We start from the raw sequence: 17,694 nt of genomic DNA on the forward strand, positions 1-17,694 counted from the left end.
GTGAATTGCTACTCGGTCAGGTGAGGCGGGCGATCTGACATGCCGCCACAAGGCTTTCCCGCGAGATGGGGTCGGTGGCTGCCGGAGCCGTGCAGGCGTGGGCGCCCGCGATCGCGCCGAGCCGGCCGCACTCCTGGGCGTCCCGTCCGGTGAGCCTGCCGTACAGGAAACCGCTGACATACGCGTCCCCCGCCCCGTTGGTGTCCACGACGGGCGCGTGCGGTGGCACCGCCGGGATGTGCTGGGGCGTGGAGCCGCCCTCCCGGGTCAGGACGGAGGAGCCGCTCGCCCCGGCCGTGGCCACCACCGTGGATGCCCGGCCCTCGCGAAGGATCTCGCGCATCAGCGCGGGGGTGTTGTCGCCCGCGCCCGCCGCGCTGAGGAACACGAGGTCGGCACGGAGGGCGAACTCCCGGTGGTGGTCGGCCAGTCCGTCCCAGTCGTGCAGATCGACGGAGACGGGGACACCGAGCTCGTCGATGTCGTCGAACAGGAAGCGTGCGAAGTTCATGATGGACAGGTGGACATGGCGGGACCTTCGCAGCCGCGGCAGGTAGAAGTCCCGGGGCATCCGCAGGTCGTCCGGGTCGCGGGCGTCGTAGAAGGACATCCGACGGCCACCGGCGTCCACCAGGTTCACCGCACGGCGGGTGCCCGCGGGGGAGATCAGCGGGGCGAAGTCGACATCGCCCGCCTCCAGCAGTTCGCGGACCCGCGCTCCGGTCCAGTCGTCCCCTATGCAGTCGATCAGGCCCACCGCCAGGCCGAGCGCCCGGGTCCCCAGGGCCACGTTCGCTCCCGTATGGCCCGGCCACTCCTCGATCGGGCCGACCTGAACGGAGTCGGCGAGCGGCACCGGCAGGGCATCGACGCGTACGACCGTGTCCACCCCCGTTCCCCCGACCACCAGGACGTCGTACTGCGCGCGCTCTCGATTCACCGTTCCGCCTCACTGTCGTCGGTCCCGCCGCACGGGGCGGCCCATGAGCATGATCCCGGGCGGCGGCGTAAGGGGCGCGTGTGTGGTCGCCGACGCGGGGGAGCGGAGGAGGTGTGTGATGGGGGCGATTTGGGTTGCTTGAGGTGTACAGGAAGGTCCCGAGTGTCCTAATTGCGGCGCTATGAGCGACAGGATTATTGCCGGGAAAATGTCCACATTGGGGCTATTGGGTGAACCTCATCTCTTTTGTGGACCGCCGCGCCGGTTGCACGACGAGCGAGTGAATTGGGTCACGTGGGGGGTGGTCCGGGCTCGGAGTCGCACCGGGTCATTTCCGTTCCCGCCAAAGCGAGTTGGGGGCCCGGGCGGGATCGGATCATGGGGCCGAATTCGAGTTGATCTATATCCGGGATCGCCGGCAATGAATTCTGGCCTTGTTTCCACTCGGCCTATTCGTTTACGTTCACCGTCAATCCGGAAGGAACGCCGAATCCTGCCGCCGTCCGGAGCCTCCCACACACGTACGGCAGGAGCGGGGGACCCAGGAAAGCCGCCGATCCGGATTCCGGATCGGCTGGGGTGAAGTCGCGTGCACCGCGGCCGGACATCTCCCGTCCGAACCCGACAGCTCACCTCGTAGGCGACGGAGAGGAAAGCACCATGCCTGCAAAGGGCAAGCACCGCCGCCCCAAGTCCAGCTCCTTCTCCCGCGGCATCGCCGCCGCGGGTACCGGAGGCGCCGTACTGGCCCTCCCGGTGATCGGCGCCACCACGGCCGCCGCCGCCCCCGCGGCGGTCCACTCCGCCCCGGCGGTCAAGCCGGTTGTGGCGGTGAAGGCGGGCCCCACGAGCTACGCGGTCGCCGCCGGCGACTCGCTGGCCAAGATCGCCGACGCCCTCGACGTGAGCGGCGGCTGGAAGAAGCTGTACGAGATCAACCGGAGCGTCATCGGCGCCGACCCCGCGCTGATCCACCCCGGCCTCAAGCTCAACCTCGGTGGCGCCGCGGCGAGCACCGCCCGGGACGCCGCGGCCGGCCGCGCCGACCGCTCCGCCCGGACGACGACCCTCGCCCCCGCGGCCACGACCTCGTACGCGAACAACCTGGACGGCTGGATCAAGCAGTCCCTCGACATCATGGCCCAGCACGGCATCCCGGGAACGTACAACGGGATCTACCGCAACATCATGCGGGAGTCCTCGGGCAACCCGATGGCGATCAACAACTGGGACTCCAACGCCGTGGCCGGAACGCCCTCCAAGGGACTCCTCCAGGTCATCCAGCCCACCTTCCTCGCGTTCCACGTGCCGGGTACGCCCATGGACCTCTACGACCCGGTCGCCAACATCACCGCCGCCTGCAACTACGCGGCCAAGACGTACGGGTCGATCGACAACGTCTTCGGCGCCTACTGACGGTCCGCGGACCGGGCGCTCTCGGAGGTGGGGAGAGAGCGCCCGGCCGCCCGGCCGGTGTCCCACCGGTCCCAACCGGACGTGCCGCGGGCTCGATGGGGCCCCGGAGTCCCCATGCGCTGCCCTCAAACTCGGGGCAGCGCAAATTTCGTTCACCCCTCGGGGTGAACAATGCCAAGGCTGCACGTTTCTGCATACGCGGCTGTTCCTAGGGTGGTAGTGCGTCACCCCGGGACCACGGTGACTGCCCGACTACCGAGAACCCCCGCGCCCGCGGGGGTCAGTTCTGGACCGGGAGCTGCCATGGGAACCACCGCTCGGCCATCCGTCTCGGCGCCCCTGCCCCTCCCGCCGGGGCTGCTGCCGGACCGGTGCTGCAACGCCCGCACGTATCTGATGCACGGGTTCACCGTCGTCGAGGTCCACGGCGCCGTCGATCTGGCCACCGCCCCGGGCGTGCAGTTGCATCTTGACGCGGCCACCCAGCCGGCCGGTGCCCGGGTGATCGTCGATCTGCGGACCGTGGAGTTCTTCGACTGTGCCGTCCTCACCCTGCTGTGCCGGGCCCATCGCAGGGTCCGGGAGCGAGAGGGCCACCTCGGCGTGGTCTGCGTAAGGCCCTGGCACCGGCGCATCCTCATGGCGGGCCGCCTCGACGCGTTCCTCCAGCCGGCCCGCACGGTCGAAGAGGCGGCCCTGTCGGCGCTCGCCCTCCCCGTCTCCGGGGACAACCAGCCCTAGGGCTGGGCTTGTTGACGTCCGGCCCGCCGTGTTCGCACGACCGGACGAAGGCGGGAAGCCGGAGCGGGCGCCGATCTCCGCGCCGAAGGCCGCCCCGACGGCGGGTGCTGACGGGGATCCCGCGACGGCGGGCGTATCGTCGCGCGGATGGACGACCGACTGGCCACGATGTGGCTCGCGACCGCCGTCGAGGAGGCCCGGACGGGCCGCGCCGAGGGCGGCATCCCGATCGGCGCGGCACTCTACGGCGCGGACGGCACGGTCCTCGGGCGCGGCCACAACCTGCGCGTGCAGGAGGACGATCCGTCCCTGCACGCGGAGACGGCGGCCTTCCGCGCCGCTGGGAGGCAGCGGTCCTACCGCGGCACGACCATGGTGACCACGCTGTCCCCGTGCTGGTACTGCAGCGGCCTGGTGCGGCAGTTCGGGATCTCGCGCGTCGTCGTGGGCGAGGACGAGACGTTCCGGGGCGGCCAGGAGTGGCTGGCCGCCCACGGGGTGGAGATCGTGGTGCTCGGCGATCGGGAATGCGTGGCCATGATGCGGGAGTTCATCGCGGCCGAACCGGACCTGTGGAACGAGGACATCGGACAGTGAGGCACGGCGTCAACCCGCCGCACAACCAAGCGAGTTGAGGTGGGCGGCGAGACGGCTCAGGTGCGGGACGGTCGCAATGCCGGGGGGAAGTACGGCAGGGCGGGGCCCAGAGGTGACGAGGACCGCGGACATGCCGCACTGGTGCGGGGCGAGCGCATCGGTCTCCACGTTGTCCCCGACGAACAGCACCTCCTCCGGCCGGCAATCCGCCGCCCGGGTCACCGCGACGTAGAAGCGCGGGTCGGGCTTTCGGAAGCCCAGGGTGCTGGAGAGCACCACGGCATCGAAGCAGTCCCCGATGCCCGCGTCCTGCAGGGTCCGCAGGCGTACCCCCTCCGGGCGGTCCGTATTGGCGGCCAGGACGCAGACCAGGCCCCGCGCGTGCAACTGGCGCAGCGCCTCGGCCGCCGCCGGGTCCACCCGAGCGTCGGGCAGCGCGGTGAAGACCGCCTCGGTCGCGAGCCGCAGACTGGGCACAAGGGCACCGCAGTCCCGGGCGGCGCGGCGCAGACGGGTGGCGAACGTGCTGCGAACACCACGGTCGTACCGGCGCACCTGCTGGGTGACGGTGTCGAACCGGGCCGCGAACTCCTCGGGGATGACCGTCCCCGGCAGTCCCCGCAGGACGTCCGCCACCAACAGGCCGCCGGGGGCCGGACCGTGGCCCGCCAGGGTGCCCACGAAATCGAGTGCGAGTACGCGCGGATGCGCCACGAGGCCGCCCCCTTCCCGGGTTCGATGATCACCCTAGTGAGAGAGCTCGTGGACAGCCGGTCGACGTTCCGTGTCCGAGTGGCGAAAGGGTCCAGGAAGTCGGTCGGGTGGAGGGTCGCAACCGGTGGGTCGGGTCGTCCGATGATGTGATGCGGGAGTGGACGAGAAGAGGAAACACCCCATGCGGAAGTGGTACGGAACGCGGTGGCCGGTACTCGTCGGCGCCACGGCGCTGGGAGTGGCGGTCGGGATGCTGCCCGCGGCTGCCGCCCCAACGGCCGCATCATACGGAGCCGACCCCCAACTGGCAGCGGTGGAAGCCTACTTGGGGCGTGTGGCCGACTCGCCGGACGCCCTCAGGCGCTTTCTGGAGGAGATGCCCAAGGGGGGTGATCTGCACCACCACCTGGGAGGCGCGGTGCGCGCGGAGTCGCTCATCGGGTACGCGGCGCGGGACGGCAAGTGCGTGGACACCACGACGTATGTCGTCACCCCAGGCCCGTTGCCCTGCGCCACAGGGCAACGCCCGGCGCGCGACGCACTGACGCCGGGCCCGTTCCGGCGTGGCGTCATCGCGGCCTGGTCGATGCGCGGCTTCGTGCTGCCGCCCGACGGAGATCCCCAGCCCGGACACGACCATTTCTTCGACACGTTCGGAAAGTTCGGGGAAGCGGCCACCGGACACGACGCGGACATGCTCGCCGAGGTGGCCCGGGACGCCGCGAAGGAGCACACCGGCTATCTGGAGACGCTGATCACCCCCGAGGTCGGCCCCCTCGATCAGCTCGTCGACCGCATCCTGCCGAACAACCCGAGCCCCGACGACCTCGCCGCGTTCCACGCCACCCTGCTCGCCGACCGGCAGTTCCAGGCACTGGTGCGGCAGGCGGCCGACGACACCGACCGCAGTGTCCGCGACTCGCGCAAGCTGCTCGGCTGCGACACCGAAGCGGCCCCGAAGGCCTGCCGGGTCGCGATCCGCTTCGACTACCAGGTGCTGCGGGCCCTGGACCCCCGCCATGTCTTCGCCCAGCAGATCCTCGGCTTCGAGCTGGTACGCCACCACCTCGGCCGCTTCGTCGGCGTGAACATGGTGCAGCCGGAGGACGCGCCCGTCGCGCTGCGGGACTACACCCTGCACATGAGGATGATCGACTTCCTCAAGTCCCGCTCTCCGGACGTGCGGGTCAGTCTGCACGCGGGGGAACTCGTGGAGGGGCTCAAGGGTGTCCGTGCGCGCGATCTGACCTTCCACATCAACGAGGCGGTCGACGTGGCCGGCGCCGACCGCATCGGACACGGCGTCGACCTCGCCCACGAACGGGACCCGCGAGCGTTGACCGCGCGGATGCGCCAACGGCACGTCCTCCTCGAGGCCCCGCTGATCAGCAACGCCGAGATCCTCCGCGTCAGCGGCGACCGGCACCCGTTGCGCACCTATCTGGACGCGGGCGTCCCGGTCGCGCTCGCCACCGACGACCCCGGCGTCAGCCGCAGCGATCTGACCGCCGTCTTCCAACAGGCAGTTACAGACCAGCAGTTGACCGTCGCCCATCTGCGCACCTTCGTACGCGCCTCGCTCGACCACGCCTTCATCGAGGGCGCCGGCCTGTGGAAGGAACAGGACCGGTACGACGCGTTCGCCAAGCCGTGCGCCCACGACGCGCCCGAGGCGCACCGGCCGCCCAGCGCCTCCTGCCGCGCCCTGCTGAAGGCGAGTCCCAAGGCGGCGGTGCAGTGGCAACTGGAGCGGGAATGGAGCGAGTTCGAGGGGCGGTACGCTCGCCGCTGAGCGGGGGTGGGGGTTCTTTGGGCCAGGTCCGGGCCCTCCTGGGGCTCCGCCCCAGACCCCGGGGTGTTTTCCCGCCCGCCCGCCCGTGCGGCGGGTTGGTTGGTTCCGGGACCTCTGGGGCTCCGCCCCAGACCCCGTTCGCGCCTTAAGGGCGCTCGTCCTCAATCGCCGGACGGGCTGAAATGCCCGATGCGGGCCAGCACCAGTACCGCTAGGGGCGCGGGGAACTGCGCGAGAAGCGACCCCGATCCGCAGACGAAGACGGGTTTTTAGGGGCGCGGGGAACTGCGCAAGAAGCGACCACGGCCCGCGGACGAAGGCGGGTTTTTGGGGGCGCGAGGAACTGCGCGATCAGCCACGCACGGTCCGCAGGGTCAGGGGGTTTTTGGGGGCGCGGGGAACTGCGCGATCAGCCATGCACGGTCCGCAGGGTCGAGGGGGCTGAGGGGCGCGGGGAACTGCGCGAGTGGTGGTCACGGTCCGCGGACGAAAACGGACCTTGGGGGCGCGGGGAACTGCGCGAGGCGCGGGGTGTGGTGCGCAGGCGCGAGGGGTGGGGGGTGAGGGGGCCGGGAGGGGAAAAAGGGGGGCGGGGCATGGGGCGCGTGTGGGAAGGTTCGGGCCGGGGTGGGGCGTGGGCACGATGGAATGAGGGGCACATGGGAACGGCACGGGTCGCGATAGTGACGAGCGACATGGGGTTCACCCACGACGTCGACCTGCCCCTCGTCGTGGCGGGACTACGCGCCCAGGGCCTGGAGGCAGAGGCGGTCGCGTGGGACGCGGACTCCGTCGCATGGGGCGACTTCCACCTCGCGGTGATCCGCTCGACGTGGGACTACGCGGGCCGCCTCGACGAGTTCCTCACCTGGGCCGACGCCACGTCGCGTCTCACCCGCCTCGCCAACCCCGCCCCCCTGGTGCGCTGGAACAGCGACAAGCGCTACCTCCTGGAACTCGCCGAGCGAGGCGTCCCCGTCGTGCCCACGCGCGTCCTCGAACCCGGCGACCCGTGCCACGCGAGCGACTTCGCCCACCCGCACGGCGTGGTCGTCAAGCCCACCGTGTCCGTCGCCGCACGCGACACCGCACGCTACGAGCCCGGCCGGACCGCGGACGCCACGGCCCACGCGCGGGCGCTGCTCGCGCAGGGCCGCGCCGTGATGGTCCAGCCATACCTGCGCCGGATCGCGGAGGGCGAGCGCGCCCTGGTCTTCGTGGGCGGCACCTTCAGCCACGCCCTGCGCAAGGGTGAGGTGCTGACCGAGCCGGGTGTGATCGACAACTCCCGGGAGCCGCACCCCGATCTCGTGGAGCACTGCCCGAGCGAGGCGGAACTCGCCATCGCCCAGGCCGCGTTGGCGGCGCTCCCGTCGACGGACGCCCCGCTCTTCGCCCGGGTCGACCTCGCCCTGGACGACACCGGGTCGCCCGTGCTCATGGAACTCGAACTCATCGAGCCCCACCTCTTCCTGGACACCACCGCTCCGGGCCTCAAGAGCCTCGTCGAGGCGGTGGCCGCCCAGGCCCGGCTCACGGCGCGTTGAGGCCGCCGGCCGGCTCCGGAGGCCAGCGTCCGGGGGCCAGCACGCCCAGCGCGTAGGCCTTCGCCACCAGAGCCGTACGACCCTGGACCCGCCAGCGCTGGGAGAGCCGGGTCAGGTGGTAGTTGACGCCGTCGACGGTCAGGCCCAGTGCCTTTCCGATGGCCGCCGTGGTCGCACCCGACGCGGCGAGCGCCAGGATGCGGGCCTGCACCTCGCTCACCGAACCCCCCGGCAGGGGCGGCGGTTTCGGCCGCTCGTCGCGTACGTACAACATGGCGAGCAGCACCGGAGCGGGCTCGGGGACCGCCATGATCGGGTCGATGGTGAACTCGCCCTCGCGTTCCGCGCCGTCCCGGCCGGACCGCCAGGTCACCTCGATGGGATAGCGCGAGGTGCGCCCCGTGCGCAGCGCCCTGACCAGCCGGTCGAGTTGGTCCTCGGAGCGCGGGGTGAACCGCTCGCGCAGGGGGCGGCCGCGCAGCCGGCCCGGGGTGGTGCCCCACTCGGCAGCCATCGCCGGGTTGGCGACGTGCACGTCCCCGTAGATGGAGCAGACCGCGATCGGCAGGGCAATGCGGTCGAGCAGGGTCAGGAAGTGGTTGCGCCACGCCCCCAGGTCGGCCGCCGCTTCCTGTTCGGCGGCCGGGTCACGTGCTGTCGCCCGAGCTGTACGACCCGCGCCGGTGCGCGGCGCCTCATCGTGTCCGGTGGCCATGTCACTCGCTGCCAGCTGTTCGGCCGCCGTGCCACGGGCCATCGGCTGCTCCTCGGCCGTGCCGCCGGGCTCCGCCTGTTCGTCGGCCACCGCCGCGTGCCACCGCCCCCATTCCTGGCCCGTCCGCAAGTGCCGGACGTGAGAAACCACTGCACAATCATGCAGTCGCGCGCCCCGGCCAGGCACACCGGGAGGGTGAGGCTTGGTCCATGACGGACACGATCCTGATCCCCACGAAGCCCCAGTCGGCCACCGACGACACTGTCCCCCTCGTGGACATCTCGTCGGGAGGTCTCACCGAGACGCCCATCCAGCAGGCCATGGAACTGGCCCGGCTGCACGGGCCGATCTATCGGCGCCGCCTCAACGCGCACCAGAACCTCTTCGTCAGTTCCCTCGACCTCGTCACCGAACTCGCCGACGAGACCCGCTTCGCCAAGGGCATCTCCAAGGTCCTGGACCATGTGCGGGAGTTCGCGGGCGACGGCCTGTTCACCGCCTACAACGACGAGCCGAACTGGGCCAAGGCGCACGACATCCTCATGCCCGCCTTCGCGCTCGGCTCGATGCGCACCTATCACCCCGCCATGCTGCGGGTCGCCCGCCGTGTCATCGAGAGCTGGGACCGCCGCGCGGAGCGCGCCGACGCCGTGGACGTCGCCGACGACATGACGCGGATGACCCTGGACACCATCGGCCTGGCCGGCTTCGGCTTCGACTTCGACTCCTTCGGACGCGCCACCCCTCACCCCTTCGTCGAGGCGATGGTGCGCTGTCTCGAATGGAGCATGAAGCGGCTGGGCCGCGCCCCGGGCGCCGATCACAGCGAGGAGGACCGGGAGTTCGAGCGGGACTCGGCCTATCTGGCCTCGGTGGTCGACGAGGTCGTGGCGGCCCGCACGGCGAGCGGCGATACCTCCGTCGATGACCTGCTCGGTCTGATGCTGGGCGCGGCGCACCCGGGGGACGGCACCACCCTGGACGCGGCCAACATCCGCAACCAGGTCATCACGTTCCTCATCGCCGGCCACGAGACCACCTCGGGCACCCTGTCCTTCGCGCTCTACCACCTGCTCAAGGACCCGACCGCGCTGCGGCTGGTCCAGCGTGAGGCCGACGCGCTGTGGGGCGACGAAACCGACCCCGAGCCCACCTTCGAGGACATCGGCAAGCTGCGCTTCACCCGTCAGGTGCTGAGCGAGACGCTGCGCCTGTGGCCCACGGCGGCCGCCTTCACGCGGCAGGCCCGCCAGGACACCCTGCTCGGGGGCCGTGTCCCGCTGCGCGCCGGGGACCTCGTCACCGTGCTCACGCCGATGCTGCACCGCGACCCGGCCTGGGGCGACAACCCGGAACTGTTCGACCCCGCACGGTTCGCGCCCGAGGCCGAGGCGGCCCGCTCGCCACACGCGTACAAGCCGTTCGGGACCGGTGAACGCGCCTGCATCGGGCGTCAGTTCGCGCTCCACGAGGCGACGATGCTGCTCGCGCTGCTCGCCCACCGCTACCGGTTCGTCGACTCCGGCGACTACCGTCTGCGGATCAAGGAGACCCTCACCCTCAAGCCCGAGGGCTTCACCCTCTCACTGATCCCGCGCACCCCCGCCGACCGCGCCCTGAACCGGATCGCGCTGCCCGGCGCGGCAACGGCCCAGGCGTCCGAGGCCGCCCGGTCCATGCCCGAACTTCCCTCCCGGGTACGGCAGGGCACGGGTCTGCTCCTGCTGCACGGCACGAACTACGGCACCTGCCGGGAATTCGCCGAAGGGCTGGCCGCCGAAGCCGCCGCCCTCGGTGTGGCCACCCACATCGCCCCGCTGGACGCCCACGCGGGCGCCCTGCCCACGGACCGGCCCGTCGTCATCGTCGCGGCCTCCTACAACGGGCAGCCCACCGACGACGCCGCGCGTTTCGTCCGCTGGATCGAGGACGCACAGCCGGGCGCGGCCGACGGTGTGCCGTTCGCCGTGCTCGGCGTCGGCGACCGCAACTGGGCCGCCACCTACCAGCGGGTGCCCACCCTCATCGACGAGCGTCTCGACGCCCTCGGCGGCGATCGGCTGCTGCCCCGCGCCGAAGCCGACGCGTCCGGTGAACTCATGGGCAGCGTAAGGGAGTTCACGGACTCGCTGCGGGTCGCCCTCCTCGAACGGTACGGGGACCCCGAAAGCGTCGGCGCCACCGCGCCGCCCGTCACGGCCGCGTACACCGTCACCGAGATCACCGGCGGGCCCCGCGAGGCCCTCGCCGCCCGTCACGGCCTCACCGAGATGACCGTCACCGAGGCCCGCGACCTGACGGCACCCGGCCATCCGCGACCCAAGCGCTTCATCCGTCTGGCCCTGCCCGACGGCGTCCACTACCGCACCGCAGACCACCTCACCGTCCTGCCCGTGAACGCCCCGGCGCTGGTCTCCCGGGCCGCCACGGCCCTTGGCGTGGACCTCGACACCGTCCTGAGCATTCACGCCCAGGGCGCCAACCCCGCCGCGCTGCCCGTCGACCGCCCGCTGGCCGTACGTGAACTCCTCACGCACTACGTCGAGTTGGCGGGCAAGCCGACCTCCGGGCAGGTCGAGCTGCTCGCCGCGCACAACCCCTGCCCGCCCGAGCGTGCCGCCCTCGCACAGCTCCCGGCCGACGACCCGCGCCCCCTGATCGCCCTCATCGAGGACCACCCGGCGCTGCGGGGCGCACTCGACTGGCCCACCCTGATGGAACTGCTGCCGCCGCTGCGCCCGCGCCAGTACTCCGTGTCCTCCTCGCCGGCCCGCGACCCGCGCCACGCCGATCTGATGGTCTCGCTCAACCCCGGCGGCACGGGCTCCGGCCATCTGCACGCCCTGCGGCCCGGCGACACCGTCCTCGCCCGGATCCAGCCCTGCCGCGAAGCCTTCCGTATCGCGCCCGACGCACCGGAACCCATCATCATGATCGCCGCGGGAACGGGTCTCGCCCCCTTCCGCGGCGCCGTGGCCGACCGCCTGACCGTGCCGGGGCCCGCGCCCGCCGTCCTCTTCTTCGGCTGCGACGCACCGGACGCCGACTTCCTGCACGCCGACGAACTGCACGCCGCGGAACGAGCGGGAGTCCTCTCGTTGCGCCCCGCCTTCAGCGCGCCGGCCGACGGGGACGGCCGCTTCGTGCAGCACCGCATCGCCGCCGACGCGGACGACATCTGGCCGCTCATCGAGGCGGGCGCCCGGATCTATGTGTGCGGCGACGGAAGCCGCATGGCACCGGGCGTCCGGGACGCCCTGCGCGCACTGTACGCGGGGCGCACCGGCGCCGGCGCCGAGGAGGCCGAGAACTGGCTGGGCCGCCTCACCGCCGAGGGCCGCTACGTGGAGGACGTCTACGCCGGCTGAGACCCGTCGGGCCCGCCTTCCGGCCGGGCGCCACGGCCCGCCCGGGAAGCGGCCCCGCGCGGTGCGCACCAGAATCGGAGAAATCGGGGTAGGCGGTCACCGTCGGACCGAACCCCGCCCACCTCTACATCGGGAGAGAGCACGCAATGCCCACCAGCTCCGCGGAATCCGAGAAAAGCACCATGAAGGCCATGACGTACTCCTCCTACGGGGACAACTCCGTCCTCGAAGCGACCGAGCAGCCGATGCCCAAGGTGGGGCCGGGCGAGGTGCTCGTGCGGGTGCGCTGCGCGGCCGTCAACCCGGTCGACTGGAAGATCATGTCCGGGGGCCTCGACGGCATGATGGACACCGTCTTCCCGGTGGTCCCCGGCTGGGACGTCGCCGGTGTCGTGGAGCGCGTCGGCATCGACACCCCCGAGTGGAAGGCGGGCGACGAGGTCTTCGCGTACGCCCGCAAGGACTATGTGCACGGCGGCACCTTCGCGGAGTACGTCACCGTTCCCGTACGGGCCCTGGCCCGCAAGCCCAAGTCCCTGAACTGGGAGGAGACCGCGGGTGTCCCGCTGGCCGGGCTCACCGCGCGGCAGACCCTGACGCGGCTCGGGACGTCCGAGGGCGACACGGTGCTCGTGCACGGCGCCGCCGGAGGCGTCGGCACGTTCGGCGTACAGATCGCGCGGGCCATGGGCGCCCGCGTGATCGGAACGGCCTCCGAGCGCAATCACGACCGGCTGCGGGAGCTCGGGGCCGAGCCGGTGACGTATGGCGACGGCGTCGTCGACCGCATCCGGGCGATCGCCCCCGAGGGCGTGGACGTCGTCGTGGATTACGTCGGCGGGGTGCTCGACACCACCCGGGCGGTCCTGCGCGAGGGTGGCCGCCACGCCTCGATCGCCGACCCTTCCGTCATGGAGGCCGGCGGCCAGTGGATGTGGGTGCGCCCCGACGGCCCCGGCCTGGAGGAGCTCGCCGCGCTCGCCGACTCGGGCGGCCTCAAGGTGCCGGTCGCCGAGACGTTCCCCCTGGAGCGGCTCGCGGAGGCCTTCGAGCTCAGCCAGACGGGTCACGCCCACGGCAAGATCGTGATCCGGGTCGGTGGCGACTCGGCGTAGGCTCCGCCGGCCCGGCCCCTCGGGCCGGTCGGAGACGTGTCGGCGAACGCGGGAGAAATCCGGACGCGCGCCCGCCGCGGGCGCGTTCCGGCCCGGCGGGGTGCCTAGCATGAGCGGCGTCGTCCTTCCGCTGCCGACACGAACGGAGTGCCGTGATGAGCGACCCCGAGCCGGGCCCGGAACCGGGCGCGCCCGAGGAGGGGTCCAGGGCGCGGACGCCCAGGGCGTGGCCGATCGGTGGCCGTCGCCTCGGCGCCGCGCTGGCCGTGGCCGCCGTCGCGACGGGCGGAACCCTGTGGGCCCTCAGTTCCTCCGGTTCCTCCGGTGACGGTGCCAAGGGCCGCTCGGCCGGGGGCCCCACGGTGGTCGAGGTGTCCCCGGGCGCCTGCGGCAAGGGGTGGAGCGGCGGCGGCGCGGGCCTTCAGGTCTTCGCGCTGCACAACACGTCCTCGGCCCCGGCCGAGGTCGATCTCACCGACCGGGCGACCGGCGCCGTCCACGGCGAGATCGAGGGCCTCGCCCCCGGCACGACCCGCGAGCTGAGGGTGGTCCTCGGCGGCGGCTCCTACGCCTTCACCTGCCTGCCGGACGACGCCGCCGCGGTCACCGGTCCCACCGTGCGAGTCGAGGGCCCCACGACCGGAGGCGGGCCCGCCGTGGTGCCGGTGACCCAGCACGACCTCATCCCGGTGGCCCTCGCCCACCAGCGCTGGGTGGCCGACAGAATGGTCGAACTCGCCGAGCTGACCGATGAGTTGAAGCGTGCCGTGGACGACGGCGACCTCGACGCGGCGCGCGCCGCCTGGCTGCCCGCGCACCTGGTCTACGAGCGCATGGGCGGCGCCTACGACGCGTTCGGCGCAGCCGGCCAGGCCATCAACGGGTCCGGCCCCGCCCCCTCCGATGCCCGTTCGGCCAAGGATTTCGAGGGCTTCCACCGCGTCGAGTACGGCCTGTGGCACGGGGAGTCGGCGGCCTCGCTGCGCGGGCCCGCCGACCGGCTGGCGCAGGCCGTGCACGCCCTGCGCGAGAGCTGGCCGCAGCAGCGCCTCGACCCGGCCCAACTGGGCCTGCGCGCCCACGAGATCCTGGAGGACACCGCCCGCGCGGAGCTCACAGGACGCACCGACTACGGCAGCGGGACCAACCTGGCCACCGCCCGGGCCAACCTCGACGGCACCCGCCAACTCCTCGGCCTGCTGCGTCCGTTGCTCGCCGGCCGCTATCCGGCCCTGCCGCGCCTCGACGCCTGGCTCGACCGCACCCAGCGCACCCTGGACCGTTTCGGCGAGGGCAGCCGCTGGACACCGCCGGCACAACTCGGCCGCCAGGACCGGCAACGCCTCAACAGCGACATCGGGCAGGCGGTGGAACTCCTCGCCCCCGTGGCGACGATCTGCGACGCACGGAGGACGGCATGAGTGAGGTACGACGGCGGGGCTTTCTGCGCGGTGCCGCGGCCGGGGTGGGAACGGCGGTCACCGGTGCCGCGCTGTCCGGCGCGATCCCCCGCCCGGCCCGGGCCGGGAACACGGCGAGCATCACGACCTCGCCCGACTTCCACGGCACCCACCAGGCCGGCATCCTCCAACTTCCGCGCCGCGCAACGGCGTTGGTTTCCTTCGACGTGACCGCCGCCGACCGCCGGGAGCTCACCGAGCTGATGCGCGCCCTCACCGACCGGGCCCGTTTCCTGGCCGTCGGCGGCTCGCCCGTCCCGGTGGGGATCACGGCGCCGCCCAGCGACTCCGGAGTGCTCGGGCCGCAGGGGCCCACGGGCGGGGTGACGATCACGGCCGGGGTCGGCGCCGCCCTCTTCGACGACCGGTTCGGCCTCAAGGACCGCAAGCCGGCCCGGCTCACCACGATGCCGGCCTTCCCCGACGACGACCTCGACCCGGCGTGGTGCCACGGAGACCTGAGCCTGCAACTGTGCGCGGACAGCCCGGACATCGTGCTGCACGCCCTGCGCGACATCACGCGCCACACCCGGGGCGGCATGCAGGTCCGCTGGCGCATGGACGGATTCACCAGTCCGCCGCGGCCCAGCGGAACTCCCCGTAACCACCTGGGGTTCAAGGACGGCACCGCCAATCCCGACACCGCCGACCGGGCCGCGATGGACCGGCTCGTGTGGGTGGGCCAAGGGGGCGCGGAGCCCGCGTGGGCGGCGGGCGGAAGCTATCTGGTGGTGCGGCTGATCCGCATGCTGGTGGAGTTCTGGGACCGGGTCTCGCTCGCCGAACAGGAGCGGATGATCGGCCGTGCCCGGGACACCGGAGCGCCGCTGGACGGCGCCGGCGAGTTCGACGTGCCGAAGTTCGCGCAGGACCCCAAGGGCGATGTGATCCCGCTGGACAGCCACATCCGCCTGGCCAACCCCCGGTCGGGGCCGAGCGAGAGCCGGCGGATCCTGCGGCGCGGCTACAACTACGACCGCGGCATGGACACCAACGGCGACCTCGACATGGGCCTCCTGTTCTGCTGCTACCAGCAGGACCTGGCCCGGCAGTTCGAGGCCGTACAGAAGCGGCTGGCGGGCGAGCCGCTCGCCGACTACATCAAGCCGTTCGGCGGAGGATATTTCCTTGCCCTGCCCGGCGTAAGGGACCGCTCCGACTGGCTCGGCCGTACTCTGCTGCTCTGACGCCGTCCCACCGGACCCGGCCCCTCAACGGAGGGTCAAGTTTTGGCCTGATATCCCTGGCGGGCTGTTCACCGGGGGGACACCGTGGCGCGGGCGCGGTGTAGTGGTCCGCGCGAAGGATCGCGTTTCGTCAACGACATCACGAGGGTGGCCGGACCCCGGACGCCAGTGGAGGCACGCGGAGCATGGGCAGCAAACGCAGCGCGGTGGGTGCGGAGCGCCGGGCCGGACGGTGGGCGGTGTTCGCCGGGGCCGCGGCGCTCGGCCTGCTCAGTGGCATGGTCCCGGCCGCGGCGGATCCGGCGGACCACCCCGACGGCCGGACGGCCACCCCGATCAAGCATCTGGTGGTGCTCTTCCAGGAGAACGTGTCCTTCGACCACTACTTCGGCACCTACCCCGTGGCGGCCAACACGGACGGCACCAGGTTCACCGCGGACAAGCACACCCCGAAGGACATCAACACGCTGCGCAACGCCGGGCTTTTGACGAAGAACCCCAACCAGTACCTGCCCAAGCGGCTCACCCCCGAGCAGGCCATGACCTGCGACCAGAACCACGGCTACGGCCCCGAGCAGTACGCCGCCAACGGCGGCAAGGCCGACCTGTACGTGCAGAACACCGACTCGGGGAAGTGCTCCGGCAACCTGTTCGGCGAGCCAGGCCTCGTCATGGACTACTACGACGGCAACACCGTCACCGCGATGTGGAACTACGCCCAGCACTACACCCTCGGCGACAACTCCTTCAGCACCACCTACGGCCCCTCCACGCCCGGCGCGATCAACCTGATCTCCGCGCAGACCCACGGCGTGATCTCCACCGACCCCGCCTCCGGCACCGAGCACCCCGAGCAGACCGCGACGCCCGATCCGTACACCGTGGTCTCTCCCGACGCCAAGGGCGTCGGCACCCTCGTCAACGACCCCGACCCGGCGTACGACGACTGCTCGGGCAACGACCACAGCGGCACCAGCCCGCTCGCCGCGCTCCAGGGCCGCAACATCGGTGACCTGCTCAACGAGCGGCATGTGTCCTGGGGCTGGTTCCAGGGCGGCTTCCGGCCCAGCACCGCCTGGGACGGCAAGCAGGGCCACTACGCGAAGTGCGCGGGAAGCACCCACACCAACGTGGGAGGCGCCGCGGTGGTGGACTACAGCCCGCACCACTCGCCCTTCCAGTACTACGCGTCGACCGCCAACCCTCACCACCTGCCCCCGAAGAACACCGCCGAGATCGGCCACGAGGGGCAGGCCAACCACAACTACGACCTCGGCGACTTCGACGCGGCCCTCGCGGCGGGCAACCTGCCGGCGGTGAGCTTCCTGAAGGCCTCGGAGTACCAGGACGGCCACGCCGCCTACTCCGACCCCCTCGACGAACAGCACTACCTGATCGAGCGGATCAACAAGATCCAGCAGTCGCCGCAGTGGAAGGACACCGCGGTCCTCATCGCCTACGACGACTCCGACGGCTGGTACGACCACGCGTACGCGAAGCCGCAGAACGGCTCCAAGGACACCAAGCCCGGCTCCCAGGGCAAGCCCGCCGACAGCCCCGCCTGTCAGGCAGGGCCCGCCGCCGCGGGAGACTACGCCGACCGATGCGGCCCCGGCACCCGCCAGCCCCTCCTGGTCATCTCGCCGTACAGCAAGGTCAACGCGGTCGACCACACCCTGACCGAGCAGGCGTCCATCACCCGGTTCATCGAGGACAACTGGCACACCGGCCGGATCGGCGACGCCTCCTTCGACGCCCGGGCCAACCCGCTGACCTCGGCCTTCGACTTCAAGCACCCCAACGGCAAGCAGGTGCTGCTCAACGCGGACGGATCGGTCAAGTCCGTCAAGGACATCCCCGAGCACCCCGCCCCACCGGCCGCCGGATCCACTCCCGCGACCACCACGGGCGGCTCAGGAAACCACCCCCAGCCCCGGACGGGCGGTGAGGCCCTCGCCGAGAGCGGCTCCTCCTCGGCGCTCGTGCCGACCGGGATCGCCGCCGGTGCGCTCGCGGTGGGCGGCGCCGGCATCGCCGTCGCCCTGCACCGCCGCAGGAAGCACGCTCGCCCCACTCCGTAACATCCGCAACTCCCGCTGACA

Annotated in this window: 13 protein-coding genes, 1 CRISPR repeat array and 1 riboswitch; of the genes, 10 read left to right on the forward strand and 3 right to left on the reverse strand. The window is 71.9% G+C overall.

Going from position 1 to position 17,694, the window contains the following annotated elements:
- Positions 1-16: 16 nt before the first annotated feature.
- A complete protein-coding gene (locus tag N4G70_RS09070; RefSeq protein ID WP_261711978.1) occupies positions 17-940 on the reverse strand; it encodes a carbohydrate kinase family protein in 924 nt (307 codons plus the stop codon).
- A gap of 474 nt (positions 941-1,414) precedes the next feature.
- Positions 1,415-1,598, forward strand: a riboswitch (cyclic di-AMP (ydaO/yuaA leader).
- A 2-nt stretch (positions 1,599-1,600) separates the two neighbouring features.
- Between N4G70_RS09070 and N4G70_RS09075 the strand changes: the two genes are divergently transcribed.
- The 3 genes from N4G70_RS09075 to N4G70_RS09085 all read left to right on the forward strand — a co-directional run bounded on the left by N4G70_RS09075 (position 1,601) and on the right by N4G70_RS09085 (position 3,694).
- Positions 1,601-2,356: a LysM peptidoglycan-binding domain-containing protein gene (locus N4G70_RS09075; RefSeq protein ID WP_261711979.1), complete on the forward strand. Its 756-nt coding sequence runs from the start codon at positions 1,601-1,603 to the stop codon at positions 2,354-2,356.
- A gap of 303 nt (positions 2,357-2,659) precedes the next feature.
- Complete coding sequence (locus N4G70_RS09080) at positions 2,660-3,097, forward strand: STAS domain-containing protein (protein ID WP_261711980.1); 438 nt, start codon at positions 2,660-2,662, stop codon at positions 3,095-3,097.
- Between the two features lie 147 nt (positions 3,098-3,244).
- The gene (locus tag N4G70_RS09085) at positions 3,245-3,694 is read left to right on the forward strand and encodes a nucleoside deaminase (protein WP_261711981.1); all 450 of its coding nucleotides are present in this window, start codon (positions 3,245-3,247) and stop codon (positions 3,692-3,694) included.
- A 9-nt stretch (positions 3,695-3,703) separates the two neighbouring features.
- On the opposite strand, the gene N4G70_RS09090 is transcribed toward N4G70_RS09085, so the two are convergent.
- Positions 3,704-4,408, reverse strand: coding sequence for an HAD family hydrolase (locus N4G70_RS09090; protein WP_261711982.1), 705 nt, complete (start codon positions 4,406-4,408; stop codon positions 3,704-3,706).
- 181 nt (positions 4,409-4,589) lie between these two features.
- Here N4G70_RS09090 and N4G70_RS09095 point away from each other — a divergent pair, with 181 nt between their 5' ends.
- Entirely contained in the window at positions 4,590-6,200 is a 1,611-nt protein-coding gene (locus N4G70_RS09095; protein WP_261711983.1) for an adenosine deaminase, read from the forward strand.
- 214 nt (positions 6,201-6,414) lie between these two features.
- Positions 6,415-6,805: a CRISPR direct-repeat array (repeat unit 21 nt; unit sequence GGGGCGCGGGGAACTGCGCGA).
- Positions 6,806-6,859: 54 nt separating this feature from the next.
- Positions 6,860-7,747, forward strand: a complete 888-nt coding sequence (locus tag N4G70_RS09100) for a RimK family alpha-L-glutamate ligase (protein ID WP_261711984.1) — start codon at positions 6,860-6,862, stop codon at positions 7,745-7,747.
- On the opposite strand, the gene N4G70_RS09105 is transcribed toward N4G70_RS09100, so the two are convergent.
- Positions 7,734-8,612 carry a PAS domain-containing protein gene (locus N4G70_RS09105; RefSeq protein WP_315904235.1) on the reverse strand — a complete coding sequence of 293 codons (879 nt, stop codon included), beginning with the start codon at positions 8,610-8,612 and terminating at the stop codon, positions 7,734-7,736. The two genes, N4G70_RS09100 and N4G70_RS09105, sit on opposite strands and share 14 nt — an antisense overlap.
- Positions 8,613-8,671: 59 nt before the next feature.
- Between N4G70_RS09105 and N4G70_RS09110 the strand changes: the two genes are divergently transcribed.
- The 5 genes from N4G70_RS09110 (at position 8,672) to N4G70_RS09130 (ending at position 17,673) form a co-directional block, all read left to right on the forward strand.
- Positions 8,672-11,830: a bifunctional cytochrome P450/NADPH--P450 reductase gene (locus N4G70_RS09110; protein WP_261711985.1), complete on the forward strand. Its 3,159-nt coding sequence runs from the start codon at positions 8,672-8,674 to the stop codon at positions 11,828-11,830.
- A gap of 146 nt (positions 11,831-11,976) precedes the next feature.
- Positions 11,977-12,945, forward strand: coding sequence for an NADP-dependent oxidoreductase (locus tag N4G70_RS09115; protein WP_399034686.1), 969 nt, complete (start codon positions 11,977-11,979; stop codon positions 12,943-12,945).
- A 155-nt stretch (positions 12,946-13,100) separates the two neighbouring features.
- Positions 13,101-14,366 carry an EfeM/EfeO family lipoprotein gene (locus N4G70_RS09120; protein ID WP_261711986.1) on the forward strand — a complete coding sequence of 422 codons (1,266 nt, stop codon included), beginning with the start codon at positions 13,101-13,103 and terminating at the stop codon, positions 14,364-14,366.
- Entirely contained in the window at positions 14,363-15,592 is a 1,230-nt protein-coding gene (gene efeB, locus N4G70_RS09125) for an iron uptake transporter deferrochelatase/peroxidase subunit (RefSeq protein WP_261711987.1), read from the forward strand. The genes N4G70_RS09120 and efeB overlap by 4 nt, the downstream gene beginning before the upstream one ends.
- A gap of 185 nt (positions 15,593-15,777) precedes the next feature.
- Positions 15,778-17,673 (forward strand): phospholipase C, encoded by a 1,896-nt coding sequence (locus tag N4G70_RS09130; RefSeq protein ID WP_399034691.1) that lies wholly within the window; start codon positions 15,778-15,780, stop codon positions 17,671-17,673.
- Positions 17,674-17,694: the final 21 nt, after the last annotated feature.

It is taken from the genome of Streptomyces sp. ASQP_92, assembly GCF_025399895.1.
Lineage (GTDB): Bacteria > Actinomycetota > Actinomycetes > Streptomycetales > Streptomycetaceae > Streptomyces.

Bases quoted from the DNA above. Each gene is read 5' to 3' on its own strand.
- N4G70_RS09075 (WP_261711979.1), top strand. From the start codon at position 1,601: ATGCCTGCAAAGGGCAAGCACCGCCGCCCCAAGTCCAGCTCCTTCTCC.
- N4G70_RS09080 (WP_261711980.1), top strand. From the start codon at position 2,660: ATGGGAACCACCGCTCGGCCATCCGTCTCGGCGCCCCTGCCCCTCCCG.
- N4G70_RS09085 (WP_261711981.1), top strand. From the start codon at position 3,245: ATGGACGACCGACTGGCCACGATGTGGCTCGCGACCGCCGTCGAGGAG.
- N4G70_RS09095 (WP_261711983.1), top strand. From the start codon at position 4,590: ATGCGGAAGTGGTACGGAACGCGGTGGCCGGTACTCGTCGGCGCCACG.
- N4G70_RS09100 (WP_261711984.1), top strand. From the start codon at position 6,860: ATGGGAACGGCACGGGTCGCGATAGTGACGAGCGACATGGGGTTCACC.
- N4G70_RS09110 (WP_261711985.1), top strand. From the start codon at position 8,672: ATGACGGACACGATCCTGATCCCCACGAAGCCCCAGTCGGCCACCGAC.
- N4G70_RS09115 (WP_399034686.1), top strand. From the start codon at position 11,977: ATGCCCACCAGCTCCGCGGAATCCGAGAAAAGCACCATGAAGGCCATG.
- N4G70_RS09120 (WP_261711986.1), top strand. From the start codon at position 13,101: ATGAGCGACCCCGAGCCGGGCCCGGAACCGGGCGCGCCCGAGGAGGGG.
- efeB (WP_261711987.1), top strand. From the start codon at position 14,363: ATGAGTGAGGTACGACGGCGGGGCTTTCTGCGCGGTGCCGCGGCCGGG.
- N4G70_RS09130 (WP_399034691.1), top strand. From the start codon at position 15,778: ATGGGCAGCAAACGCAGCGCGGTGGGTGCGGAGCGCCGGGCCGGACGG.